This is a genomic window from Rhizobium sp. FG96 (assembly GCF_057808655.1).
Map to the genome: position 1 here is coordinate 344530 of NZ_JBMDIL010000001.1, position 22944 is coordinate 367473.

The 22944-nt window shown below is 64.7% G+C and carries 24 protein-coding genes; 13 read left to right on the top strand and 11 right to left on the bottom strand.

Annotated features, from left to right (window positions below; genetic code table 11):
• Positions 1-72 precede the first annotated feature (72 nt).
• Positions 73-459, bottom strand: coding sequence for a DUF1236 domain-containing protein (locus ACODR6_RS01815; protein ID WP_162708749.1), 387 nt, complete (start codon positions 457-459; stop codon positions 73-75).
• Between the two features lie 271 nt (positions 460-730).
• Here ACODR6_RS01815 and ACODR6_RS01820 point away from each other — a divergent pair, with 271 nt between their 5' ends.
• The 3 genes from ACODR6_RS01820 (at position 731) to ACODR6_RS01830 (ending at position 3581) form a co-directional block, all read left to right on the top strand.
• The gene (locus ACODR6_RS01820) at positions 731-964 is read left to right on the top strand and encodes a hypothetical protein (protein WP_489020321.1); all 234 of its coding nucleotides are present in this window, start codon (positions 731-733) and stop codon (positions 962-964) included.
• 150 nt (positions 965-1114) lie between these two features.
• On the top strand, positions 1115-2281 hold the full coding sequence (locus ACODR6_RS01825) for an AI-2E family transporter (RefSeq protein ID WP_130278758.1): 1167 nt from the start codon (positions 1115-1117) through the stop codon (positions 2279-2281).
• Positions 2282-2288: 7 nt separating this feature from the next.
• Positions 2289-3581 (top strand): NAD(P)/FAD-dependent oxidoreductase, encoded by a 1293-nt coding sequence (locus tag ACODR6_RS01830; protein WP_489020323.1) that lies wholly within the window; start codon positions 2289-2291, stop codon positions 3579-3581.
• A gap of 232 nt (positions 3582-3813) precedes the next feature.
• Here ACODR6_RS01830 and ACODR6_RS01835 read toward each other — a convergent pair whose 3' ends face one another.
• Both ACODR6_RS01835 and ACODR6_RS01840 read right to left on the bottom strand, forming a co-directional pair.
• Positions 3814-4614: a polysaccharide deacetylase family protein gene (locus ACODR6_RS01835; RefSeq protein WP_489020325.1), complete on the bottom strand. Its 801-nt coding sequence runs from the start codon at positions 4612-4614 to the stop codon at positions 3814-3816.
• 112 nt (positions 4615-4726) lie between these two features.
• Positions 4727-5185 (bottom strand): potassium channel family protein, encoded by a 459-nt coding sequence (locus tag ACODR6_RS01840; protein WP_489020327.1) that lies wholly within the window; start codon positions 5183-5185, stop codon positions 4727-4729.
• Between the two features lie 163 nt (positions 5186-5348).
• Between ACODR6_RS01840 and cax the strand changes: the two genes are divergently transcribed.
• A complete protein-coding gene (gene cax / locus ACODR6_RS01845) occupies positions 5349-6500 on the top strand; it encodes a calcium/proton exchanger (protein WP_489020329.1) in 1152 nt (383 codons plus the stop codon).
• 3 nt (positions 6501-6503) lie between these two features.
• On the opposite strand, the gene ACODR6_RS01850 is transcribed toward cax, so the two are convergent.
• Positions 6504-7481, bottom strand: a complete 978-nt coding sequence (locus ACODR6_RS01850) for an alpha/beta fold hydrolase (RefSeq protein WP_489020331.1) — start codon at positions 7479-7481, stop codon at positions 6504-6506.
• A 173-nt stretch (positions 7482-7654) separates the two neighbouring features.
• On the opposite strand from ACODR6_RS01850, the gene ACODR6_RS01855 reads away from it, so the two are divergent.
• The gene (locus tag ACODR6_RS01855; protein ID WP_203429353.1) at positions 7655-8098 is read left to right on the top strand and encodes an RrF2 family transcriptional regulator; all 444 of its coding nucleotides are present in this window, start codon (positions 7655-7657) and stop codon (positions 8096-8098) included.
• A gap of 31 nt (positions 8099-8129) precedes the next feature.
• Here ACODR6_RS01855 and ACODR6_RS01860 read toward each other — a convergent pair whose 3' ends face one another.
• On the bottom strand, positions 8130-8519 hold the full coding sequence (locus tag ACODR6_RS01860; protein ID WP_112719198.1) for a DUF930 domain-containing protein: 390 nt from the start codon (positions 8517-8519) through the stop codon (positions 8130-8132).
• A gap of 251 nt (positions 8520-8770) precedes the next feature.
• Here ACODR6_RS01860 and ACODR6_RS01865 point away from each other — a divergent pair, with 251 nt between their 5' ends.
• Positions 8771-10879, top strand: coding sequence for a S9 family peptidase (locus ACODR6_RS01865; protein WP_489020333.1), 2109 nt, complete (start codon positions 8771-8773; stop codon positions 10877-10879).
• A gap of 271 nt (positions 10880-11150) precedes the next feature.
• The gene (locus ACODR6_RS01870) at positions 11151-11669 is read left to right on the top strand and encodes a DUF1697 domain-containing protein (protein WP_203429357.1); all 519 of its coding nucleotides are present in this window, start codon (positions 11151-11153) and stop codon (positions 11667-11669) included.
• A 33-nt stretch (positions 11670-11702) separates the two neighbouring features.
• On the opposite strand, the gene ACODR6_RS01875 is transcribed toward ACODR6_RS01870, so the two are convergent.
• Both ACODR6_RS01875 and ACODR6_RS01880 read right to left on the bottom strand, forming a co-directional pair.
• On the bottom strand, positions 11703-12893 hold the full coding sequence (locus tag ACODR6_RS01875) for an arabinose transporter (protein ID WP_203429358.1): 1191 nt from the start codon (positions 12891-12893) through the stop codon (positions 11703-11705).
• 154 nt (positions 12894-13047) lie between these two features.
• Positions 13048-13635 carry a TetR/AcrR family transcriptional regulator gene (locus ACODR6_RS01880; protein WP_203429359.1) on the bottom strand — a complete coding sequence of 196 codons (588 nt, stop codon included), beginning with the start codon at positions 13633-13635 and terminating at the stop codon, positions 13048-13050.
• Positions 13636-13731: 96 nt separating this feature from the next.
• Between ACODR6_RS01880 and ACODR6_RS01885 the strand changes: the two genes are divergently transcribed.
• Positions 13732-14463: a hypothetical protein gene (locus tag ACODR6_RS01885; RefSeq protein ID WP_130278778.1), complete on the top strand. Its 732-nt coding sequence runs from the start codon at positions 13732-13734 to the stop codon at positions 14461-14463.
• A gap of 12 nt (positions 14464-14475) precedes the next feature.
• On the opposite strand, the gene ACODR6_RS01890 is transcribed toward ACODR6_RS01885, so the two are convergent.
• The gene (locus ACODR6_RS01890; protein WP_489020336.1) at positions 14476-15237 is read right to left on the bottom strand and encodes a sulfite exporter TauE/SafE family protein; all 762 of its coding nucleotides are present in this window, start codon (positions 15235-15237) and stop codon (positions 14476-14478) included.
• 135 nt (positions 15238-15372) lie between these two features.
• Between ACODR6_RS01890 and ACODR6_RS01895 the strand changes: the two genes are divergently transcribed.
• Positions 15373-15951 carry a hypothetical protein gene (locus ACODR6_RS01895; protein ID WP_489020338.1) on the top strand — a complete coding sequence of 193 codons (579 nt, stop codon included), beginning with the start codon at positions 15373-15375 and terminating at the stop codon, positions 15949-15951.
• A 7-nt stretch (positions 15952-15958) separates the two neighbouring features.
• On the opposite strand, the gene ACODR6_RS01900 is transcribed toward ACODR6_RS01895, so the two are convergent.
• Both ACODR6_RS01900 and ACODR6_RS01905 read right to left on the bottom strand, forming a co-directional pair.
• Entirely contained in the window at positions 15959-16879 is a 921-nt protein-coding gene (locus tag ACODR6_RS01900; protein ID WP_489020340.1) for an EamA family transporter, read from the bottom strand.
• 73 nt (positions 16880-16952) lie between these two features.
• A complete protein-coding gene (locus ACODR6_RS01905) occupies positions 16953-17591 on the bottom strand; it encodes a TetR/AcrR family transcriptional regulator (RefSeq protein WP_112719208.1) in 639 nt (212 codons plus the stop codon).
• A 226-nt stretch (positions 17592-17817) separates the two neighbouring features.
• On the opposite strand from ACODR6_RS01905, the gene ACODR6_RS01910 reads away from it, so the two are divergent.
• Positions 17818-18771 (top strand): homocysteine S-methyltransferase family protein, encoded by a 954-nt coding sequence (locus ACODR6_RS01910; RefSeq protein ID WP_489020342.1) that lies wholly within the window; start codon positions 17818-17820, stop codon positions 18769-18771.
• Between the two features lie 11 nt (positions 18772-18782).
• Positions 18783-18977 (top strand): hypothetical protein, encoded by a 195-nt coding sequence (locus ACODR6_RS01915; RefSeq protein ID WP_199626439.1) that lies wholly within the window; start codon positions 18783-18785, stop codon positions 18975-18977.
• A 46-nt stretch (positions 18978-19023) separates the two neighbouring features.
• Here the strand turns inward: ACODR6_RS01915 and ACODR6_RS01920 are convergent, their stop codons facing one another.
• Positions 19024-20475: an MDR family MFS transporter gene (locus ACODR6_RS01920; protein WP_489020344.1), complete on the bottom strand. Its 1452-nt coding sequence runs from the start codon at positions 20473-20475 to the stop codon at positions 19024-19026.
• 258 nt (positions 20476-20733) lie between these two features.
• Between ACODR6_RS01920 and ACODR6_RS01925 the strand changes: the two genes are divergently transcribed.
• Both ACODR6_RS01925 and ACODR6_RS01930 read left to right on the top strand, forming a co-directional pair.
• Positions 20734-21261, top strand: a complete 528-nt coding sequence (locus ACODR6_RS01925) for a dihydrofolate reductase family protein (RefSeq protein ID WP_489020346.1) — start codon at positions 20734-20736, stop codon at positions 21259-21261.
• 49 nt (positions 21262-21310) lie between these two features.
• On the top strand, positions 21311-22816 hold the full coding sequence (locus ACODR6_RS01930) for a protein adenylyltransferase SelO (protein ID WP_489020348.1): 1506 nt from the start codon (positions 21311-21313) through the stop codon (positions 22814-22816).
• The last annotated feature ends 128 nt before the right edge of the window (positions 22817-22944 follow it).

Here is a 22944-nt window from a genome sequence, read left to right on the forward strand (position 1 = left end):
AAGCCAACGCCTGCATCGCGCATCCGCAGGGAGTTTTCACTCTGGAACCAGGGCGGATGCACTACTGGGATATTACTGGATGACCTGGACCACCTTGCGGGTCTGCGGCTCGACGATGACGCGCTCCTGGCCCATCACCACATAGCCGTATTTGGGGTTCTCAGGCACCGGCGTCACCACGACATCGGCGGGCAGGGCCGCGCCCACCTGGACCGGCTGCTGCACCACGACGGTCTGCTGCGGAACCGGGGCCTGCTGGACATAGGTGACGACTTCGCGCGGCGGCGGATCGATGACGCCGCCGGCAATGCCGCCGACCACAGCACCGACGCCGGCGCCGACAGGGCCGCCGACGATGGCGCCCGTGGCTGCCCCGCCGACCATGCCGGTGACGGCGCCGTCGGCATAGGCGGAAGCTGCGAAACACGTCATTGCTGCTGCGATAAGAACTGTTTTCATGACCAAATCTCCTTCTGTCTGGTGGGGTGGGAAAAGCCGCGGCGGCGAGTTTGTTCCGCATATCGGACTTTGGTCGGATAGGGCGCGGCGGCGGCCGGGAGAGGCGGCAGAGGTAGGACTTCGGTCCGATACCGGCGCGTTTCGAAAGCCCTATCTCATCAGCAGACCTTGTGCGCGCTGGCGACCAATCTATCGCACGACGAGGTTCGAGGGTTCGCCGTCGTCGCGCGTGGCGAACCCTCCTTTGATCTACCGAATGAAGGAGACGCGGATGGACAGGCTGGCACGCATCGCCGAACTCTCGGGCGAGATCAGATCGCGGCGCCTCTTCTGCGAATTCATCGAATCCGGCGGCCGGGTGATCGCGTCGGAAAGCGACGGTGCTCCCTGGAAGGACGTCACCGCCGCAACCGTTGCCCGCGAATGCCGGCGCATCGAAGCGCTGGAGCGCACGCGGCGCGGGCTGATGCCGGAGGAGCCGGTGCGCCATGACCGGGGCCGTTGAGGCGCCGGACCACGTCCTGCCGCATAGGCTGTCCACCGTCTTTCGTGGTCTCCGCGCAACACCTTCGATCGCGCTGAAACCGCAGCGGAACCGAATCCGCCGCTTTGCGTTTCCGTCGCGAAGCAATGGGGTTTCCGGGGACAGATCGACATGGGCATAGCCAACGGCATCCGCAAGCAGGCAAGGAAGATCGCGATCGGCGGCTCGCACAAGAGCGCCTGGGCCGAGACGCTTTCGGCAGCCACCGAACAGATGCCGCAGGCGCCGGTTCGCCGGGTCGAGAAGGACGGTCTCGATATTTCGATGGCCTGGGCGATCATCGGCATTTTCGGCATTCTCGGGCTGGCTGCCGTTTATCAGATGTCGCTGATCCTGATACCGCTGACACTGGCGATCGTCGTCGGCATGATCCTCGGCATGCTCGCCGAGAAGCTGTCGCGCATGGGCGTGCCGCGCATCACCAATGCGGTGATCCTGTCGAGCTCCGTGGCGCTGGTCATCTTCCTGGTTTCCAATGCGCTGGCCGGGCCGGTGACGACGCTGCTCAATGAAGGGCCGGCCTTCATCGAAAAAACCACCGACCGGCTGATGCCCTATCTCGAGAAGATCCGCTGGCTGCACATCACCCCCGAGACCTTCCAGAGCGGGCCGATGTCGGCCGACAAGCTGCTCGAAAACACCGGTAACGTCTTGCATCTCGTCACCGCCAACCTGACGCCGGCGCTGGTGCAGGGGCTGATCTTCTTTGCCGCGCTGCTGCTCTTCCTGATCGGCCGGGTCAATCTCCGCAAGACGATCATCATGACCTTCCGCGAGCGGCCGCAGCGGCTGGCGGCAATCCGCGTCATCAGCTCGGTCGAGCAGGTGCTCGGTTTCTATTTCGCCACGGCGTCGATCATTTATGCCGGGCTCGGCGTGATCATGACGCTGATCGCCTGGGCCGGCGGGCTCTCGGCGCCGGTGCTCTGGGGCTTCTTCGCCTTTCTCTCGAGCTTCATTCCCTATCTCGGCATCACCATGATGACCTTCGCGGTCGCCGTCGCCGGCATTCTCACCCATGATGGCATCGTCATCGGCCTGCTGCCGGCCGCCTGCTTCTTCGTCGTCCACCTCTTGATGGAAAACCTGATCTTCCCGGCCGTCATGGGCCGCCGCCTGGAGATCAATCCCTTCGTCGTCTTCCTCGCCATCATCTTCTGGACCTGGATGTGGGGTGCGGTCGGCGCCATGCTGGCGCTGCCGCTGTCGCTGATCGTCATGACCATCGTCGACGAGCTGTTCCTCGAAGAGCGCGTCCAGCCGCAGCTGCCGAAGTGAGGTGACGATGACCGGTGGCGTCGAATTCAATCCTGAAAGCCAGGACGCTTTGCGCAGCGGCGCCAGCCCGTGGGGACGCGGCGCCCGCGGCCCGGCCTACGAGCCGCTGACGCAAAGCTACAAGACCGACGCGCTGGTCATCGGCGGCGGGATAACCGGCGCGCTCGCCGCCGAGCACCTGAAGGCCCGCGGCCTCTCGGTGATCGTCATCGACAAGGAAGAGCCCGGCCTCGGCTCGACCGCCGCCAGCACCGCCATGCTGCAATGGGAGATCGACAGCACGCTGACAGAGCTCGAGCATTATTACGGCTTCGAGCGGGCGGCAGGCATGTACAGGCGCAGCGCCGCCGCCGTCTCCGGCCTTGCCAAGCTGATCGCCGCCCACGCGCTGCCCTGCGGTTTCCAGCCGCGGCAGACACTCTATCTCGCCCAGAACCATGAGGGCGCCCGCGATCTGTTCGAAGAGCGCCAGCTGCGCCGCCGCGCCGGTCTGCCGGGCGTCTATCTCGAACATTGCGACCTCTTCACCCAGTTCGAGCTCGACCGCGATGGGGGCATTCTCTCGCCGGGTTCCGCCGAGGCCGATCCGCTGCTGCTCGCCTGGGGCCTGCTCGGCATCGCCATCGCCCGCGGCGCCATGCCGGTACGCGCCACGGTAAAACGGCTGCACAGCGAAGGCGGCAAGGTCACCGCCGAGCTCGACGGCCCCTTCGTCATCGAAGCCGATACCGCCGTGCTCGCCACCGGCTATTCGATGCCCGAGATCGACATGCCGAAGCTGCACAAGGTGAGCTCCAGCTTCGCGATCGCCACCGTGCCGCAGGATCCGGCAACCCTCTGGCGCGACCGCGCTCTGATCTGGGAAGACGCCCATCCCTATCTCTACGTGCGCACCACCCCCGACCACCGCATCATCGCCGGCGGCGAGGACGACGCCACCGTCGACCCCGACAAGCGCGATGCCCAACTCGCAGGCAAGGCAAGCATCATCCGCGACAAGCTGCAGCGCCTCTGGCCGCAGGCCAACACCGAAATCGCCACCGCCTGGTGCGGCACGTTCGGTGAGACAGCCGACGGCCTGCCCCTGATCGGCCAGGTCCCCCACCTGCCCAACGTCTACGCCGCCTACGGCTACGGCGGCAACGGCATCACCTTCTCCTTCCTCGCCGCCCAGATGATCGGGGCGATGGTGGCAGGCGTCCACCGCGACTGGTTCGACGATTACGCGCTGGATCGCGACGGACCGGGATTCAGGAGCTTTCGGGCTGGGGAATATGGGGTGGAGACGGTGCTTCGCTGAAGGCGGCGTTGTGCTCGGGTTCACCCCCCTCTGCCCTGCCGGGCATCTCCCCCACAAGGGGGAGATCGACTCGTGGTGAGATCTCCGCCAAACAGTGAGCCTTCCGCCAAGTCGTCAAACAGTGGAGCGAGCGGGCACGCCCAGCCAATCTCCCCACCTGTGGGGGAGATGCCCGGCAGGGCAGAGGGGGCTCACACGGCACAACGAAACCTGTAAAACCTCACCAAAACCCTCAATTCGTCGTCTGATCATCCCCCAGATCCTCAGCATCCTGTAACCTGACAAACTCCACCCCGCGGGCCTTCAGATCCACAATCGCCTTGGCAACCCCGGCACCCGCAGCATGCGTCGGCTGGTTGATGTGCGAGATCACAACATCGCCATCCCTGGCCGAGCCGATGCGCTTCTCGGTCACCGCAGCCCCGAGCAGCGATCCACCATCGCCATTCACCGAATAACCGGCGATCTTGTAGCCCATGGCGCGGATCTGCGCGATTGCCGGAAGGTCGTATTTCGCCGTCGAGCCGCGGAACCAGTGGGGCGCGGCGATCCCCGCCGCCAGCATCGCATCGGCGCCGCCCTGCACCTCCTGATGCACCGCCTCGGGCGAACCGGCTGCCGCAATGCCATAGATCAGCGCCGGCTTGTCGACCGCCGGAATATGGTTCTGCCCGTGGTTCTCGAGTTCGAACAGGTCAGGGTTCTTCAGGAACACCGCCAGCGCCTCCGGATTGCGCTTCAGCCAGCGCGCCGTGACGAAGATCGTCGCCGGAATGCGCTCGGACACCAGCGTCGAAATGATCCGCTCGTCGGCCTTGCCCATGCAGGCATCGAAGGTCAGCGCCACGCGCGGACGGCCGGGAACACCCGAGCGCACCACATGCAGCTCCGGCTCCACCAGCTTCGGCCCCTTGACCTTCGGCGCCGGCTTCGCGGCAGCGGGAGCGGCAGGCGTTGCAACGGGAGGCTCCGCCGCAGAAGCAGCGGAAAGCGAGGCTGCAAGCAGCGCGGAAGCAAGAACAATACGGATCATGGGAGACGAGTTTCTATAATTTCGATGAAGGAATTCTATTCCGGCCGGCGAGGGATCGCGATGCGTCCTGATGCCGCTTATCTGGCTGGTGCCCGTGGCAATTCTTGGGCACTCACCCCCTGCCCTTTTCTCCATCCTCCTGGAAATAGAGCCGCTGGATGATCGCCATGATCAGGGCTGTGGCCCAGCCGAAGATGATCCAGCCGTTGACCGCTTCGAAGACCGAGACTTGGCGCCAGTCCTGGCCGAGGACGATGTCGCCGTAGCCGACGGTGGTGAAGGTGGTGGTGGAGAAATAGACGGCGTCCTCGAAGCTCGGCAGCGCGCCGATGAGATAATAGACCAGCGCCCAGAGGCAGATGTCGAGGATGATCGGCACCAGCAGGTAGCTGACCCAGACGACGGTCGCCAAAGTGGCGTGGCGGTTCAGATAATGGGGGTCGATGCGCCGGAAGACCCTGAGGCCGGCAGCCATGAAGATTGCCTGGATGGCGACCGTGGCGGCAATCAGCGCCGTCGCGAGGAGAAGCTTGGCGAACACTGTGCCTCCCGGGATGGATGCGGCCCGCATGGAGCGGCCTTCGCTTCACGATAACAGCTCTGCCGGAGGCTGCATTGAAGAGGATCAATCACCCCGCCCTGCAAAGACTGAAAATCCGCCACCGGCATCGCGAGGCTTGATCGCGGTCAATGCATGCAGGCCGCCTGCGCCGTAGCGTGGGACGTTTCGAAATATGGCGGAGGCGGCTGTGCAGAACGTTCAGCAGACGGGTGGACATTCGCGGCCCTCGGGCATCCTGGCTGCCGCGATCGCCGAGCTTCGCGCCATGCCGCTGCTCGCCCTCCTCGTCTTCGTGCCGGTGGTGATCCTGACGGAGATGGCTGCACCCGAGGCGCATACGCTGCTCTTCATACTCTCGGTACTGGCGATCGTGCCGCTGGCCGCACTTCTGAGCCGGGCGACGGAAGCGGTTTCGGCGCGCACGGGTGACGCCGTCGGCGGACTGCTGAACGCGACGCTCGGCAATCTCACCGAACTGGTGATCGCGCTCGCCGCGCTGCAGGCGGGCGAATATCTGCTGGTCAAGGCGTCAATTGCCGGCGCGATCGTCACCAATACGCTGTTCATGCTCGGCGGCTCGTTCCTGCTCGGGGGATTGAAGCATCATGTGCAGGAGTTCAATCGCGTCAGCGCCCGGTTCCAGGCCTGCCTGTTGTTTCTGGCGACCGTCGCCGTGCTCGTGCCGTCGCTGATCGGCACTAACGGGCAGAAGCCGGAGACGCTGTATCAGCTCAGCCTTGGTCTGGCGATCATCCTGATTGCCGTCTATGCGATGGGCATGCTGTTTTCGCTGAAGACCCATCGCGAGCTCTTCGCCAGCGTCGGCGAAGCGGCGGAGGAGCATGGCGGCTGGCGGCTTTCGACCAGCATCACCGTGCTTGTCGTCGTGACGCTGTTCGTGGCGCTGATCAGCGAGGTCTTCGTCGGCTCGGTGCAGGCGGCGGCCGAGAGCATGGGCATGAGCCCGGCCTTTGTCGGCTTCATCGTCGTGGCCCTGGTCGGCGCTGCCGCCGAGATGGCGGCGGCCTTTTCCGCGGCACGCGCCAACCGGCTCGATCTCAGCGTCGGCATCGCGCTCGGCAGCGCCTCGCAGATCGCCCTCTTCGTCGCCCCCGTCCTCGTCATCCTCAGCTATTTCATCGGCCCCGAGCCGATGTCGCTGGAATTCTGGCCGGGCGCCGTCGCCATGATCTTCATCTCGACGATGGCGGCGAGCCTGCTTTCGAATGGCGGACGCGGCGCCTGGTATGTGGGCGTGCTGGCGCTCGCCGTCTATTCGGTCTTCGGGCTGACGCTGTTCCTGCTGCCGCCCGCCTCTCCCTGAGATTCAGGCATCCAGCTGCTGGAGGAAGGCGATCATCCGCTCCGACACCTCGGCAGCGCGTTCCTGCTGCAGCCAGTGACCGGCCTCGAGGAGGATGTGAGAGCCGCGCAGTTGCGGCACCAGCGCGGGCATGGCGGCGATGATTTCGGTCATGCCGGGGATGGCGAGGCCGGGGTCTCGTTCGCCGGTCATGAACAGCGCGGGGATCGCGACGCGCTGGCCGGCATTGGCCTGCTGGAGTTCCCAGTTGCGGTCGAGATTGCGGTAATAGTTGAGGCCGCCGGTGAAGCCCGACGCCTTGAAGTCCGCGACCAGTCTCTCGAAATCGGCGGAGGGTAGCCACGCGGGAAGCTCCGCCGGATCGGGCAGCGCGGCGAGCAGGCCGGTGCTGCGGCTGACCATCGAGAACGGATTGGGCGTGGTATCGCCGGGCTTTCTCGGACCCGCCTCGCCGCTTGCCGCATGAAGGATCTTGCGCAGCGTCAGCGCGGGGTCGCGCTCGAACTCGGCTTCGGCGAGACCCGGCTCCTGGAAATAGAGCGTGTAGAACAGCGCCTCGTCATTCTGCGGAAAGATCTTCGAGGGCGGCACCGGCGGCAGGCCCATCATCGGCACGCTCAGCGCAATGACGGCCTTGAACCTGTCGGGACGCAGGAGGGCAGCCTGCCAGGCGATCGTCGCGCCCCAGTCGTGTCCGGCGATCACCGCCTTCTCCTCGCCGAGCGCATCCATCAGCGCGATGAGATCGCCGACGGCGTGGAAGACGGTGTATTGATCGACGCGTTCGGGCGCCGCCGTCTTGCCGTAGCCGCGCATATCCGGCGCCACGGCGCGATAGCCGGCCCTGGCGAGGGCGGCGACCTGATGGCGCCAGGCATGCTTGCTTTCCGGAAAGCCGTGGCAAAGCAGCACGAGCGGCCCGGAGCCCGCCTCCAGGATGCCCGTCCTGATCGTTCTGGTGTCGATGACTGTCTCGTTCATGATGGGCTCCTGATTTGTTGCCTTGACGCCGGAAACTGAGATAACCAAGGCCGGTGCGGCGAGTAGAAACTGGCGGCGCAGCATGGGTGCTCCTTTTATCTGTAACAATATCTGTTACAGATAGGCGAAGCCGTCAAGATAGCGTAACAATAATTGTTGCGGAAAGGTTCGCGATGAAGACCGATGGCCGGCTTTCCCGGATGCTGCATGTGCTGGTGCATATGGGCCTACTCGGCGGCAGGGAGACGTCGGAACGGATCAGCCAGATGCTGAACACCAATCCCGTCGTCGTGCGCCGGACGCTGGGGGCGCTGCGCGAACATGGGATCGTGGAATCGGAAGGCGGGCGCGGCGGCGGCTGGAAGCTCGTGCGGACGCTGGACGAAGTGACGGTGCTGGATGTGCAGCGGGCGCTGAACGAGGGAGCGATCCTGCCGGCGCCGCTTTCACGCGATCACCCCTCCTGCCCTGTCGAGCGCGCCTCGAATTCCGTGCTGCAGATGGCGCATGCGGCGGCCGAGAAAGAGCTGCTGGCGCGCTACGCGGCGACGACGCTCAGGGAGATCGCCGACATGGCGATCGTCGATCAGGGCAAGGTGCCGCCGAAGCTTGCGTGATCCGTAAAATCAGGCCGATGGGCCGATTGCCTCAATCGTAGAGGTAATACTTGGTCCAGGTATCCTTCGGCACTTTTTCGCCGATCTGGTATTCGAGCTCGCGGACATTGATGTGTTGCGGGCCGGTGATGCAGGTGTAGGAGAGATGGTACCAATCGCCCTTGCTGCGGAAGACGGCGCCGGGGGCGACGAGGCGGTCGTCGCTGGGGACCGGGTCCTTGAAGGTGTAGGCGATCACCTTGTCCGGCTTGAAGCCGGTCTTGTCGCTGTTGATGCGGCTCATCGCTTCGGTATCGCAGCTCTGTTCGAGGCGGGTCGCGGGATCGAGCTTTTCAAGCTGCTTCTTGATGGCGGGATCGACGGCGAAGGCGGACGAGGCAAGGCTGAGAAGCGATACGGACAGGACCAGGCATTTCGGCATTTAGGAATAATCCCTCTATCTGCTCAATCCGGAACGAGTCTCCGCCAGACGCCCCCGTCATCTCCGTCTGGCCAAGCGCAGGTCCCGCGCGATGGTAGCGGACTTTCTTAAACAATGTGGTGACATCAAGGCAACGTGAGGAAGACTTCGATTTAGCAGGAGCTTATCCACCGATGCTTGCGCGGCGCTTGATTGCATCCCGCAGCACCTCTATCTCTTCCCCACCGCAATACCGATCCGGAGCTTTTCATTTGTCCGTTTTCAAGAACCTGCCGAACCCGCCCGCTGCTGCCAAGAAGCCGCTTTCCGATACGCGCCACGGCATCACCAGGACAGACGATTATGCCTGGCTGCGCGCCGATAACTGGCAGGCGATGTTCAAGGATCCTTCGATTCTCGACCCCGAGATCCGCAAGCATCTGGAAGCCGAAAACACCTATATGAACGCGGCGATGGAAGACACCAAGCCGCTGCAGAAGGTGCTGTTTTCCGAGATGCGCGGGCGCATCAAGGAAGACGACAGCTCGGTGCCGATGAAGGATGGCGCCTATGCCTATGGCACGTTCTTCGTTACCGGCGGCGAACAGCCGCACTATTTCCGCATCCCGCGCGACGGTGACACCAAGGACGAGACGATCCGCGCCGTGCTGCTCGACGGCGACAAGGAAGCGGCGGGCAAGAGCTATTTCCGCCTCGGCGGCCTCGACCATTCCACCGATCACAGCCGCGGCATCTGGGGCTATGACGACAAGGGCTCGGAATTCTTCACGCTGAAGGTTCGCGATCTCGCGACCGGCGAAGATCTCGCAGATGTGATCGAGAATACCGGCGGCGGCGGCATCTGGGCGCCGGATGGCAAGAGCTTCTTCTACTCGGCGCTCGACGAGAACCACCGTCCCTCGAAGGTGTTCCATCATATTCTCGGCACGCCGCAGAGCGAGGACCGGCTGGTCTACGAGGAAAAGGATCCGGGCTTCTTCATGGGCGTCGGCGGCTCGCTGCTCGACGATTTCATCTATATCGACATCCACGACCACGAGACCTCGGAATACCGGCTGCTCTCGACCAAGGATCTGACGGCCGAGCCGAAGATCGTCGCCGAGCGCGAGGAAGGCATCGAATATACGCTGACCGAAGGCGGCGACGTCTTCTACATCCTGACCAATGACGGCGATGCCAAGGATTTCAAGATCGTGGAAGCGCCGGTCAATGCACCTGATAAGGCAAACTGGCGCGAGATCGTGCCGCACAAGCCGGGCACGCTGATCATCAACCACATGGCCTTTGCCCGCCACCTGCTGTGGCTGGAGCGCAAGGACGGCCTGCCGCAGATCATGATCCGCGACCGCAAGACGGGCGAGGAACATGCGATCGCCTTTGCCGAGGAGGCCTATTCGCTGGGTCTCTCGGGTGCTGCCGAATACGATACCGACGTCATCCGCTTCTCCTATTCGTCGATGACGACGCCCTCCCAGCTCTACGACTACAACATGGTGACGCGCGAGCGGACGCTCTTGAAGACCCAGGAAGTGCCGTCCGGCCATAACCCGGACGACTACGTCACCCGCCGCGTCTTTGCGCCCGCCTGGGATGGCGAGACCGTGCCGGTCACCCTGCTCTACCGCAAGGACACCGCGCTCGACGGTTCCGCCCCCTGCCTGCTCTACGGCTACGGCGCCTATGGCATCACCATTCCGGCCGGGTTCAACACCAACTGCCTGTCGCTCGCCGACCGCGGCTTCGTCTATGCCATCGCCCATATTCGCGGCGGCAAGGACAAGGGTTTTGCCTGGTACGAAAACGGCAAGATGGAATTCAAGACCAATACGTTCAAGGACTTCATCGCCGCGGCTGACTATTTGAATCAGCAGAAGTTCACCTCCCACGCTGGTATCATCGCCGAGGGCGGATCGGCCGGCGGCATGCTGATGGGGGCGATCGCCAACATGGCCCCGGAAAAATTCGCCGGCATCATCGCCGCCGTTCCCTTCGTCGACGTGCTCAACACCATGCTCGACGACACCCTGCCGCTGACGCCGCCGGAATGGCCCGAATGGGGCAACCCAATCGAGAGCCAGGAAGAGTACGAACAGATCGCCGCCTACTCGCCCTACGACAATGTCGGCGCCAAGGCCTATCCGCCGCTGCTCGCGCTCGGCGGCCTGACCGACCCGCGGGTGACCTATTGGGAACCGGCGAAATGGGTGGCGAAGCTGCGTGAGAAGACGACCGGGGAAGCGCCGATCCTGTTGAAGACGAATATGGATGCGGGGCATGGCGGAGCATCCGGGCGCTTCCAGCGGCTGGAGGAGATTGCGTTCGAGTATGCGTTTGCGATCAAGGTTGCGGGGAAGATGTAGGGCGTTGTGGGCGTGGGGTTCACCCCCCTCTGCTCTGCCGGGCATCTCCCCCACAAAGGGGGGAGATCGGCTTGTGGCTCGATCCCCGCGCTGTAATTAACGTCACGGCCTGCTCCACTGCTGCTGGTCGAGCGGGCGGCTGCCCCCAGCCAATCTCCCCACCTGTGGGGGGCTCGAAGAGCGCGTCGAGACACGTGGCTCGACGCCGGTAGCCCGGCAGGGCAGAGGGAGGCTTGCAGGGCCGCACCGTTCAAGATGGAGGACACCACCCATGCCCGTCTACATCGCCCTCATCCGCTCCATCAATGTCGGCGGCACCGGTGCCTTGCCGATGGCGGAACTGAAGGCGATCTGTGATGCGCTCGGGTTCGAGGATGCCAAGACCTATATCCAGAGCGGGAATGTCGTCTTCCGCTCCGCTGACGGCGAAAAGGCAGCAGGCGAGAAGCTCGACGCGGCGCTGGGGGAGAAGCTCGGCAAGAAGCCGGGCGTGATGATCCGCAGCCGCAAGGAAATGGAAACGATCGCCGGAAACGCCCCCTTCCCCGATGCCAAGCCGAGTTTCGTGCTGGTGCATTTCCTGCCGGACGCGGCACCCAAGGATGCGCTCGATAACATGAGCGCGCCGGATGGCGAGGAGGCGGTGGTCTCCGGCCGGGAGATCTATGTCCACTATCCCATAGGCTCCGGCAAATCGAAGCTGAAGCTCTCGGCGCTGAAGGCCGGAACGTCGCGTAATATCAACACGGTGCGCAAGCTTGTGGAGATGGCGGCGGCGCTGGAGAGCTAGCCGCCCACGCGAAAACGCGGGCGGCCATTTGCGTCAGGACGCGGCAGTCGCCGCCTGCCTGCCGCGCAGGAGGACGGCGATGACGAAGCCGCAGGCTGCGGTGAGGCTGCCGGTGAGGAAGACGGCGCTGTAGCCGGCGCGGTCGGCCAGGAGCCCGGCGAGCGGGCCGGTGAGCCCATAGGCGAGATCCTGGAAGGCCGAGAAGCCGCCGAGTGCGGTGCCGCGCAGATGCGGGGCGACAAGGTGGACGACCTCGCGGCCCATGGCCGGGAAGACCATCGAGCAGCCGAGGCCGGTCATGAAGGCGCCGAGAAGCGCCAGATCAGGACTGCCGGCACTCCAGATCAGCATCTGGCCAACCGCTTCCACAGCCATCGAGACGACGGCGACCGTCAGCCCGCCGAAGCGGTCCGGCAGGTGGCCGAAGAGGATGCGCACCAGCACGAAGCCGGTGCCGAAGGCCGTCAGCCCGAGACCGGCATAGGCCCAGTGCTGATCGCGGAAATAGAGCGTGAAGAACGAGCCGATCGCCGCAAAGCCGATGCCCTGCAGGCAGACGACGAGGCCATGCGGCCAGATGCGGCCGATGACGCTCCAGAGCGGCGGGCGGCTAACGGCCGCATGCACGGCGACGGCCGGGATCGGGCGGATCGCCAGAAGCCCGAGCAGCGGCAGGATGGCGCTTGCCGCCATGGTGCCGGTGAAGCCGAAGCGATCGAGCAGCAGCAAGCCGACCGGCCCGCCGACGGCGAGCGCACCGTAGATCGCCGCCCCCACCAGCGCCAGCACCCGGCCGGAATTCTGCGACCCGACGATGCCAATCCCCCAGGAGATGACGCCGACGGCGACCATGCTTTCGCCGAGGCCGATCAGCAGGCGCCCGGCGACCAGCACCGCAAATGAGAGGACGGGCGAACCGAGCGTCAGCCCGGAGGCGAGCGAGACCAGAGCGCCGATCACATAAAGCCCGAGGCCGCGCTGAACAGCGCGTTTGCCGCCCTCTTTATCGGCGAGCGCCCCGGCATAGCCGCGGCTGAGGATGGTGGCGAGAAAGGCGACGCCGACACCAAAACCGGCCCAGCCATTGCCGAGGCCAAGCGTCGCCGTGACATGAACGGGAACGACAGGCAGGGCGACTGCGACGCAGAGATAGGAGATGAACAGAATGGCGGCCAAAAGCAGCAGACGGCGCTGCTCGGGATCGCGGGTCATGCGGAAAGCCATGATATCCTCCTGGCTATTCCTTGGCGGCGGGCACAAAAAAACGCACTCCGACCGGCAAAGGATCGATAAGTGCGTTGCTTGACGTCAAACGCTTACGGCCAGCGAACCGGCATAAGCATGGCCTAATAAAGATTGCGGCCGGTGTCAATGCGGCTCAGGCGCCGAGGACATAGCCTAGCCTGGCGCGGACGGTTTCGAGCACGCCATCGGCAAGCGCGGGGTCGGATTTCAGGATGCCGCGGGAGATGACGATGGCGCCGAGTTCGGCAGCGATCGCGGTGATCGCCAGCGCACGGCGCTCGTCGTCGGTCATCTGCGGCGGCGCGGCGGCGGCGAGCGCCGCCACCATGTTTTCGAACCCCTCGGCGAAGGAGCGGCTGACCTCGGCGCTGCCGCGGGCGATCTCGCTGCCGGAAGCGGTCATCGGGCAGCCCTCCTCCATCGCGTCGCGCATGTGCCGCGACAGCAGGAAATCGAGATAGCCGCCAAGCGTCGGCTGTGCGTCGCCGGCCGACGCCTTCACATCGCTCAGGCTCTTCTGCATGCCGGATTTCAGCGCTTCGGCGGCCAGCATCTCCTTGGACGGGAAATGCGCGTAGAGCGCGCCGTGGGTGAGCCCCGCCTCCTTGGCGACTTCGGCAACGCCGACGCCATCGACACCCCTGATGCGGAACAGACGGCCGGCGGCATCCACCAGCGTTTCACGGTTTGCCGCTGCCTGTTCCCTGGACACCCTGACCATCTGCATTCCCCCGCCTATTGACAGGCCGGATTTTTAATTGCATTTGCAATCAAAGTCAAATGATTGCGATCGCAATCAATAATCACGAGGACTGTCATGCAGGAATTTCTACAGGCCATCATCGACGCCCATGGCGGACTGGAGCGCTGGAACCGGCTGAGCTCGGCCGAGCTCGATCTCAATTTTTCCGGCATCGTGCTGGAAATGAAGGGCTTTCCGCGGCACCTGCGGCCGCATTGCGCCATCGACCTGCGCAGCCAGCGCGTCGTCATCCAGGGGATCGGCGCGCCCGACGAGCTCTGCGTCTATACGCCGGACCGGGTCTGGAGCGAGCGGCCGGACGGCACCGTGACGGCAGCGCTCGATGCGCCGCGCGAGGCGCTGAAGCAGGTGCCGCGCGAGGAGCCCTGGCATGCGCTGCACCTCACCTATTTCATCGGCTATGCGCTTCGGAACTACCTGACGGTGCCCTTCACCTTTGCCGAACCGGGCATGCGTTTTCGCGATCTCGGCACGCATGCCGAAGCGGGCGAGACCTGGCGGAAGCTCGAGGTCAGCTATCCCGGCGACATCCCGGTTCATACCGCGACGCAGACGCTCTATTTCGGCCCCGACCATCTGCTGCGGCGGCTCGACTATTCGGTCGACGTTCTCGGCGGCGGACCGGCCAATCATTATTGCTACGACTACCGCTCCTTCGACGGCATCATGGTGCCGATCGTCAGGCGCGTCGTCAGCCCGGTCGACATGGGACCGCTGCAGGCGGGGCGCACGACGATCTTCCTGCTCGACTATGTCGATCTCGTCTTTCACGGCACGAAGGGCTGAAGGCGCCCGCCTTCAAAGCCAATACTTGACCGCATAGACCACCGCCATCACCGCGCCGGTGACGATGACGAACCAGCGGACGATGGTGGCGGGAAGGATGCGGACAAGGTAACCGCCGAGATAGCCGCCGAACAGGGCGCCCGAAAGCATGACCAGCGTCTGCGGCCAGCTCACGGCACCCTCAAGGATGAAGATCGTCACGGCGGCGATGCTGACGGCGGTTGCCAAGAGGTTCTTCAGCGCCTTGACGCGGCGGATGTCGTCGGGATCGCCGATCGCCAGAACCGCGGTCAGGATGACGCCGAGACCGGCGCCGAAGAAGCCGCCATAGACCGAGGCGAGCGCCAGCACCGAGGAACCGGCAAGCTGCGACGGCTCGCTGCCGCCGCGGCGGCGCTCCGCCCAGGCGGCGATCTGCGGCGAGAACAGGAAAAGCAGCGTCGCGGCGCCGATCAGCGCCGGCACCGGCAGCACGAAGAGCCGCTCCGGCAGCGCCAGCAGCAGCAGCGCGCCGAGAATGCCGCCGATGAGGCAGATCAGAACCGAGAGGCCAAGCCTGAGATCGAGCGGCTGCAGCTTGCGGTGATCGGCAAGCACCGCGAGCAGATGGCCGGGGACGATGGCGACGGCATTGGAGGCATTGGCGGTGACCGGCGGCAGGCCGGCGGCCAGCATGGCGGGAAACGTGAGCAGCGTCGCGCCGCCCGCCAGCGCGTTGATCACACCGCCGGCAATGCCTGCGGCAAACAGCAGAATTGCGATCTCCAGGCTCATCGCGGCTCCCCATCCCCTGCCCTTGCTAGCCGCCTCACGCCACACCGCCAAGCCGCCGCTGGCGGCGAACGGTTCTGCCGGAGGACGATTTTGAGATTTGCCGCGGCAATGCGATAATCGCCCCAGGAGAGAGCGATGGGGCGTCACTGGCGGATCCTGACTGCGCTGCTTTCACTGGCGCTCGTCAGCGCCGGTCCGGCCGACGACGGCCGCTGGTATGCCGGCGACTTCTCCTTTTCCGACGAGCTCGGCGGCTTCCATATCCTTGCCATTTCAGGCACCGGCACGCGGGCCGATCCGATCGAGATCACCGAGGCGATGACTTCGTCCGATCCGGTGACGCTGATCATCCGCGCCGCCAACCCGGCCACGCTCGATACGCTGCGGCAGAACTCCATGCATCTGCGCATGGTGACGGTGAACCAGAGCAAGCTTGCCTGGATCGGCTTCGAATTCGAGCTGGAGGAAATCCGCGGCAAGCCCAGCGACTTCTACGACGGCCTGTCCTTCGGGCAGACCAATCCCAATCCGGATTTCATCTCCTCCGACCGGTTTGCGCATTTCCAGAACCAGTTCGAGAGCTTCGACCGGCTGCGCTTCGATCAGGGCCATGCCGACCCGAAGACGAAGGCGAGCTTCGGCTTCTTCGTGACCGACGTGACGCCGGTGCCGGAATTCTTTCTGGTGCAGGATCCGCTGATACCGGATTCGTGAGCGGCTATCAGCCGAGGCTGACGAGTGCCGTTCCGGCGATCGCCATGGCCGCGCCGGCCCAGGCATAGGGCTGCGGCATCTTTCCGCTTCTCAGCCACACCATCGGCAGGATGACGATCGGGGTCATGGAGGAGAGCGTCGAGACGATGCCGACGCTGCCGGTTTTCAGCGCGCCCATCAGCAGCGACATGCCGAGCGCCGTGCCGAAGAAGGCCGAGATGACGGCGAGCGGGAAATCCCGCCTTTCGATCTCCCCCGTCTGGCGGCGGATGGCGGGCAGCAAAAGCAGCGCCCAGAAGAAGATGACGGCAAGGCCGGAGCGGACGGCCATGGCAGCGAAGGGCTCGACACCGGCGGCCATTGCCGGGCGGGCGAGAAGGCTGCCGACGGCCTGGCCGAAGGCGGTGATGACGCCAAGCGCGATACCCTTCGCCGACGGGCTTTCCTGCGGCGCGGGCGCCTCGATCGGCTCGCCATCGGCCAGCGGGATCATCGGTGCCGGGCGGCGGCGGCGCACGCCGATGGCAATGACGATGCCGCAGAGAATGAGGGCGACGCCCACGCCCTGCATGGCGCTGATGGTTTCCCCGAAGACGACATAGCCCATGGCGAGCGCGAAGGGAGATGCGAGCGAGAAGAGCAGCGCGGTCACGCGCGGACCGGCGGCATAGATAGCCGCGAAATAGGTGGTGCTGGCGAGCACGATGCCGAACAGGCCGGAGCCTGCGAGCGCCGAAAACTGCCAGGCGCCGAGCGTTGCCCAGCCGCCGAGCGCGGTCGCTGCAAGCGCCGTCATCAGGAAGGCGGCGGTGATCTGCCAGCGGGCAAGGCGCATCAGCGGCACCCGGCCGTTCAGCTCGTTGATGAACATCGAGCTCAGGGCCATGCAGATGGCGGAACCAAGGGCAAGCGCTTCGGAAATCAGCATAAGGGGCTCCAGGACGGGAGGCATCCATGGCTGCCGGTCCGCGCCCTGTCAATGCATTGCTTAGCAATTGCTTTTATTGCCGGAACGTCGTGACCGCGCCGGCCTGCGGCTGGAACAGCAGCTTGATCAGCGAGCGCAGCACGAGGATCTGCTCGGCGAGGCTGTTCGGCTCCTTCAGCGCCCGCGACAGCACGATGCCGCCTTCGAGAACGGTGGAGACCATATCGGCGAGCTGATCGACCTCCAGCGGTTCGCGCGGCCGGTAGACCGCCATGATCTCCTCGAACATCCGCCCGAAGCGGCGGCGCCAGGCGAGCACGGCGTTGCGGTTGGTCTCCTGGATCTCGCGGTCGAAGATGCGCTCGTAATAGCAGACGGTGGCGACCAGGCAGCCGGGATGGCCGTTCGGCAGATCGGCCAGCAGTTCGGAGAGCAGCTTGAGGCCGAGCAGGAAGGCCTGCAGCGGATCATCCGTCAGGTCGCGGGCGCGGCTGAAGATCTCGTCATAGATGCGCTCGTCATTTTCGATGTAGCGGTTGAGCAGCGCCTTGGCGAGTTCGTTCTTGTCCCGGAAATGGTAGAAGAAACCGCTCTTGGTGATGCCGGTTTCGGCGATCAGCTCCTCGATCGACGTGCCACCGAAACCCTTCTGGAGCACGGCAGCTTCGGCGACATCGAGGATGCGCGTCCTCGTTTCGATGCCCTTTTTCATGCGCCCTCCTGTACCGCCGGTACAGTTTTCAGTTGCCGAAACGTTTTACTGATCGCAACCCGGCAATCGGAAAACGCGAGCAAGATCATGATTTCAATAGGCAATGTCGGCGACCAATCCGAAGTATACCGCAAGTCGCCTAGTTTGCCATGCAATTAAGCGCGAGAACTCTATTGCCGGCACCAAGTAGAGGTGACACCGGCCTCTATAGGGGCGGGCTTTTGAAATGGCACAATACAGACAGAAACTGCCGCAGCTCGGCAGCGGTACCTTCATCTCCGATGGCGGGATGGAGACGGTGCTGATCTTCCACGAGGGCGTCGAGCTGCCGCACTTTGCAGCCTTCACGCTGCTTGCCTCCGAAGAGGGGCGGCGCAGGCTGAGGGACTATTACGGGCGCTATCTCGATATCGCCAAGCGCCACGGCACCGGCTTCGTGCTCGACAGCGCCACATGGCGGGCCAATGCCGATTGGGGCGCGCGGCTCGGCTATTCGCCCGACAAGCTGAAGGCGGCGAACGAGGCGGCAATCGAGCTGATCTCCGGCTTGCGGCAAAGCTATGAGCGTCGCGGCATGCCGATCGTGCTCGGCGGCGCCATCGGCCCGCGCGGCGACGGCTACAAGGCGGGCGCAATGAATGCCGCGGAGGCCGAGGATTATCACGGCGAGCAGATCGCCACCTTTGCCGGGACCGAGGCCGACATGGTCAGCGCCTTCACGCTCACCAATATCGACGAGGCAATCGGCATTGCGCGGGCCGCCCGCGCTCACGGCATACCCTGCGCGATCTCCTTTACCGTCGAAACCGACGGGCGGCTGGTGACCGGCCGCAGCATCGAGGAGGCGATCGAGACGACGGATGCGGCGACGGGCGGCGCGCCGGCCTATTACATGATCAACTGCGCCCATCCGGCGCATTTCGACACGGTGCTGGCGCAAGGCGGCGCCTGGGTGAAGCGGATCGCCGGCATCCGCGCCAATGCCTCGATGATGAGCCATGCCGAGCTCGACGAGAGCGAGGTGCTGGATGCGGGCGACCCCGCAGATCTCGGCCGCCGCTACCGGCAGCTGATCGCCGCCTTGCCGCATTTGCGGGTGCTCGGCGGCTGCTGCGGCACCGACCACCGCCATGTCGCCGCAATCTGCGAAGCCTGCCTGCCGCAGGCAATGAGCGCTTGAGGGAGAAAGCGATGACCAGCCTGAGAAAGAAACTAACCCCGAGACGGCTGATACGGATGATGACGCATCACCCAATCTGGCCGAAGACCAAAAGCAAGGCCCGCCAATGCGCCGACGCCGGCATGATGCCCTTCGAAGCCGTCGACAGCCATCTGCTGCGCGACATCGGCATCGGGCCGCATGGGCGGCGATCGACGTGTGAGTGAGCGAATAGCGAGTAGTGAGTAGTCCGGGCGCGGTGCGCCCGCAGTGTCAGTGCTCGGCGCTCGCCACGGCATCCTTGCGCCGGTGGCCGCTGATTTCGGAACCGGCGTTCGGGGCGAAGCGCAGGTTCCAGATTGTGGCGGCGAGCGAGATGATCGTCACGACGATGAAGGCGGTCGAGAAATCGTGGAGCTTCGGCTGCTCGCTGCCTGAAATCGTCATCGATCCGTGCAGCGCCAAGGCGCCGATGCAGATGCCGAGCGACAGCATCAGCTGCTGGAAGGTGGTGTAGAAGCTGGTGGCCGAGCTCATGCGCTCGTGGCTGATCTCGTCGTACGCGATGGTGTTGTAGGCCATGAACTGGAACGACAGGAAGAAGGCGCTCAGCGTCAGCACCGCGAACATGACGCCGACCGGCCATTCCGGGGTGAAGGCGGCGCAGAGGCCGTAGCCGAGCGTGCCGAGCAGGCCGTTGATGATCAGGCTGTTGCGGAAGCCGAGGCGGCGGAAGACCGGGCCGGAGAGCGGCTTCATCGCCATCGAGCCGATGGCGGTGGCGATGACGATCTGGCCGGCGGTTGCCGCCGACATGCCGAAACCGACCTGGAAGAGCAGCGGCAGCAGGAAGGGCTGGGCGCCCTGGGTGATGCGCGTCAGCGAACCGGCGATGACCGAGGTGCCGAAGGTCGGCACCTTCATCAGCGAGAAATCCATGATCGGCGCCGGATGCTTGCGGGCATGGCGCAGATAACAGATGCCGAACAGCAGGCCGATGGCGATCAGGAAGACGGCGGCCGACGCCTCGCCCTCGCGGCTCGACATTTCGAAGCCGAACAGCAGCGATCCCAGCGAAATGCCGGAGAAGATGAAGCCGACGGTATCGAACGGGCCGATCGCCTTGCCCTTCACCTCGTCGATGAAGATCGAGACGAGGATGAAACCGACGATGCCGATCGGCACGTTGATGTAGAAAATCCAGCGCCAGTCGAGATAGGTGACGATGAAGCCGCCGAGCGGCGGGCCGATGATCGGGCCGATCAGCGCCGGGATCAGCAGCCAGGACATGGCATTGACCATATCCTTGCGGGCGACGCTGCGCATCAGCACCAGACGGCCGACCGGCATCATCATGGCGCCGCCGACGCCCTGGATCAGCCGGGCGACGACGAGCAGGAAGAGGTTCGGCGCCAGCGCACAGGCGATCGACCCGGCGACGAAGACGGCGATCGCCGAACGGAACACGGTGCGCGAGCCGAAGCGATCCGCCATGCGGCCGCTTGCGGGGATGAAGATCGCCAGGCTCAGAAGATAGGAGGTGAGCGCGATACTCATCGACGGCGCATCGACGCCGAAATCGCGCGCCATGGTCGGCAGCGCCGTCGCCAGCACCGTGGCATCGACGTTTTCCATCAGCATGGCACTCGCCACGATCAGCGCGATCGTGCGAAAATTCGGGGCGGCCCGGTCGGTACGAACGGGGTGGAATATCTGATCCGGCATCAGCAGGGATCACTCGCAATGACGCGGCGAAGCCATTGATGACGACAGGGCCGCAGATGTGAAATGGCATGATGCCACACGGGGGATAACGACGTGTATACGCCCGCAAATGTGGCAAAGGCATGCATTTTAGGAAATGCTGGCATGATGTAACCGAATGGCTACTTGGGTGGGTGCAGGAGGGTAGCGTAGTCGCCCTCGCATTCCCCCCATCGCCGTTTCCCGCTACACTCCACCCCCGGGTGGAGGTTTTCCCGCATGGCGAAGCTTATCTTTGAGATGAACCAGTCGATCGACGGCTATGTGGATCATGACCGGATGTCGCCGGAGCCCTTGTTCAGCCATTGGGTGAAGCGGACGCAGGAGCTGAGCGCTACCGTCTACGGGCGGACGATGTATGGGCTGATGCGTTATTGGGACGAGGATCAGGAGGGCTGGGGCGATGAGCACCGGGCCTTTGCCGAAGCCTGGCGGAAGCTGCCGAAATGGGTGGTGTCGCGGTCGCTGACGGAAGTCGGGCCGAATGCGGTGCTTGTCCGCGACAATGTGGAGGCGGTGATTGCAGGGCTGAAGGCGGAGCGTGAAGGAGAGATCACGGTTGCCGGGCCGGTGCTGGCGCATAGCCTGGCCGATAGCGGGCTGATCGACGAATACCGGCTCTATACGCATCCGGTCGTGCTTGGCGAGGGGCGGCCGTTCTTTGCCGGGCCGCGCCCGCCGTTGCGCCTCGCCGCCCATGAGCGGATCGTCGGGGATGTGGTGCGGCTGACTTATGTGCCGGCGTAGCGCCGGAAGCGGCTTGCGCCTCCTCTGCCCCGGCCCTACCTATTGAGGCATGAGCTCAGTACCGTCACAGAACGCGCCCCGCGCCGCCGTATTTCCGTTCGACAACAGCTATGCCCGGCTGCCGGCACATTTCTTTGCGCGCCAGACGCCGTCGCAGGTGGCGGAACCCTGGCTGATAAAGCTGAACGAGGAGCTCGCAGCCGAGCTCGGGCTCGATGTCGAGCGGCTGAAGCTTGATGGCGCGGCGATGTTTTCGGGCAATCTCGTGCCTGATGGCGCCGATCCGCTGGCGATGGCCTATTCCGGACATCAGTTCGGCCAGTTCAACCCGCAGCTCGGCGACGGGCGGGCGATCCTGCTTGGCGAGGTGATCGACCGGAACGGCAAGCGCCGCGACATCCAGCTCAAAGGCGCGGGCCAGACGCCGTTTTCCCGGCGGGGCGACGGGCGGGCCGCGCTCGGGCCGGTTCTGCGCGAATATATCGTCAGCGAGGCGATGTATGCGCTCGGCATTCCCGCGACCCGGGCGCTCGCCGCCGTCTCGACCGGGGAACCCGTCTATCGCGAACGGGTGCTGCCGGGGGCGGTGTTTACCCGCGTGGCGGCCAGCCATATCCGCGTCGGCACCTTCCAGTTCTTTGCGGCGCGCGGCGATACCGATGGCGTCAGGGCGCTCGCCGACCATGTGATCGAGCGGCATTACCCGGAGATTTCGGGCGCCGAAAACCGCTATCTCGCGCTCTACAAAGCCATTGCCGAGCGGCAGGCGGCGCTGATTGCCCGCTGGCTGCATATCGGCTTCATCCATGGCGTGATGAATACCGACAACATGACGATCTCCGGCGAGACGATCGATTTCGGCCCCTGCGCCTTCATGGATGCCTATGATCCCGGCACCGTGTTCTCCTCGATCGACCAGCAGGGGCGCTATGCCTATGCCAACCAGCCCGGCATCGGCCAGTGGAACCTGGCGCGGCTCGGCGAGACGCTGATCCCGCTGTTCGACGAGGATCAGGACAAGGCGGTCGATCTCGCCAATACGGTCATCAAGGGTTACGGCGAGCGCTTCCAGGCCCATTGGCTAGCGGGTATGCGCGAAAAGATCGGGCTTGTCTCCGAAGAGGATGGCGATCTCGACCTGATCCAGGCGCTGCTGGCGGCCATGCAGGCCGGACAGGCGGATTTCACGCTGGTCTTCCGGCGGCTTTCGAAGCTCGCGGGCGACGATGCCGCCGAGGGCGAATTTCTCTCGACATTCGACGGCATCGGGGAAGCCATGGGCTGGCTGGTGCGCTGGCGCGAGCGGCTCAGCCGCGATCCGCAGACGGCAGAGGCCCGGAGTGCGGCGATGCTTTCGGTCAACCCGGCCTTCATTCCGCGCAACCACCGGATCGAGCAGGCGATCAACGCCGCCATGGAAGACGGCGATTTCTCGCTCTTCGAGGCGCTGGTGAAGGTGCTGGCCAATCCGTATGAGGATCAGCCGGCATTTGCGGCCTATATGGAGCCGCCGAAACTGGAAGAGCGGGTGCTGCAGACGTTTTGCGGGACTTGAGGCGGACAAAGCCGACGATCTGTCCGGTCTCGGCCGGAGCCCCTTTCACCCTACCCACCGGGGTCGAGCCGACGGTCTCGACCCGTCCTTCGGACCCCCGACGGGGAGAAGGGAAGTCGCCCATCGAC

Bases quoted from the DNA above. Each gene is read 5' to 3' on its own strand.
- ACODR6_RS01815 (WP_162708749.1), bottom strand. From the start codon at position 459: ATGAAAACAGTTCTTATCGCAGCAGCAATGACGTGTTTCGCAGCTTCC.
- ACODR6_RS01820 (WP_489020321.1), top strand. From the start codon at position 731: ATGGACAGGCTGGCACGCATCGCCGAACTCTCGGGCGAGATCAGATCG.
- ACODR6_RS01825 (WP_130278758.1), top strand. From the start codon at position 1,115: ATGGGCATAGCCAACGGCATCCGCAAGCAGGCAAGGAAGATCGCGATC.
- ACODR6_RS01830 (WP_489020323.1), top strand. From the start codon at position 2,289: ATGACCGGTGGCGTCGAATTCAATCCTGAAAGCCAGGACGCTTTGCGC.
- ACODR6_RS01835 (WP_489020325.1), bottom strand. From the start codon at position 4,614: ATGATCCGTATTGTTCTTGCTTCCGCGCTGCTTGCAGCCTCGCTTTCC.
- ACODR6_RS01840 (WP_489020327.1), bottom strand. From the start codon at position 5,185: ATGCGGGCCGCATCCATCCCGGGAGGCACAGTGTTCGCCAAGCTTCTC.
- cax (WP_489020329.1), top strand. From the start codon at position 5,349: ATGGCGGAGGCGGCTGTGCAGAACGTTCAGCAGACGGGTGGACATTCG.
- ACODR6_RS01850 (WP_489020331.1), bottom strand. From the start codon at position 7,481: ATGAACGAGACAGTCATCGACACCAGAACGATCAGGACGGGCATCCTG.
- ACODR6_RS01855 (WP_203429353.1), top strand. From the start codon at position 7,655: ATGAAGACCGATGGCCGGCTTTCCCGGATGCTGCATGTGCTGGTGCAT.
- ACODR6_RS01860 (WP_112719198.1), bottom strand. From the start codon at position 8,519: ATGCCGAAATGCCTGGTCCTGTCCGTATCGCTTCTCAGCCTTGCCTCG.
- ACODR6_RS01870 (WP_203429357.1), top strand. From the start codon at position 11,151: ATGCCCGTCTACATCGCCCTCATCCGCTCCATCAATGTCGGCGGCACC.
- ACODR6_RS01875 (WP_203429358.1), bottom strand. From the start codon at position 12,893: ATGGCTTTCCGCATGACCCGCGATCCCGAGCAGCGCCGTCTGCTGCTT.
- ACODR6_RS01880 (WP_203429359.1), bottom strand. From the start codon at position 13,635: ATGGTCAGGGTGTCCAGGGAACAGGCAGCGGCAAACCGTGAAACGCTG.
- ACODR6_RS01885 (WP_130278778.1), top strand. From the start codon at position 13,732: ATGCAGGAATTTCTACAGGCCATCATCGACGCCCATGGCGGACTGGAG.
- ACODR6_RS01890 (WP_489020336.1), bottom strand. From the start codon at position 15,237: ATGAGCCTGGAGATCGCAATTCTGCTGTTTGCCGCAGGCATTGCCGGC.
- ACODR6_RS01895 (WP_489020338.1), top strand. From the start codon at position 15,373: ATGGGGCGTCACTGGCGGATCCTGACTGCGCTGCTTTCACTGGCGCTC.
- ACODR6_RS01900 (WP_489020340.1), bottom strand. From the start codon at position 16,879: ATGCTGATTTCCGAAGCGCTTGCCCTTGGTTCCGCCATCTGCATGGCC.
- ACODR6_RS01905 (WP_112719208.1), bottom strand. From the start codon at position 17,591: ATGAAAAAGGGCATCGAAACGAGGACGCGCATCCTCGATGTCGCCGAA.
- ACODR6_RS01910 (WP_489020342.1), top strand. From the start codon at position 17,818: ATGGCACAATACAGACAGAAACTGCCGCAGCTCGGCAGCGGTACCTTC.
- ACODR6_RS01915 (WP_199626439.1), top strand. From the start codon at position 18,783: ATGACCAGCCTGAGAAAGAAACTAACCCCGAGACGGCTGATACGGATG.
- ACODR6_RS01920 (WP_489020344.1), bottom strand. From the start codon at position 20,475: ATGCCGGATCAGATATTCCACCCCGTTCGTACCGACCGGGCCGCCCCG.
- ACODR6_RS01925 (WP_489020346.1), top strand. From the start codon at position 20,734: ATGGCGAAGCTTATCTTTGAGATGAACCAGTCGATCGACGGCTATGTG.
- ACODR6_RS01930 (WP_489020348.1), top strand. From the start codon at position 21,311: ATGAGCTCAGTACCGTCACAGAACGCGCCCCGCGCCGCCGTATTTCCG.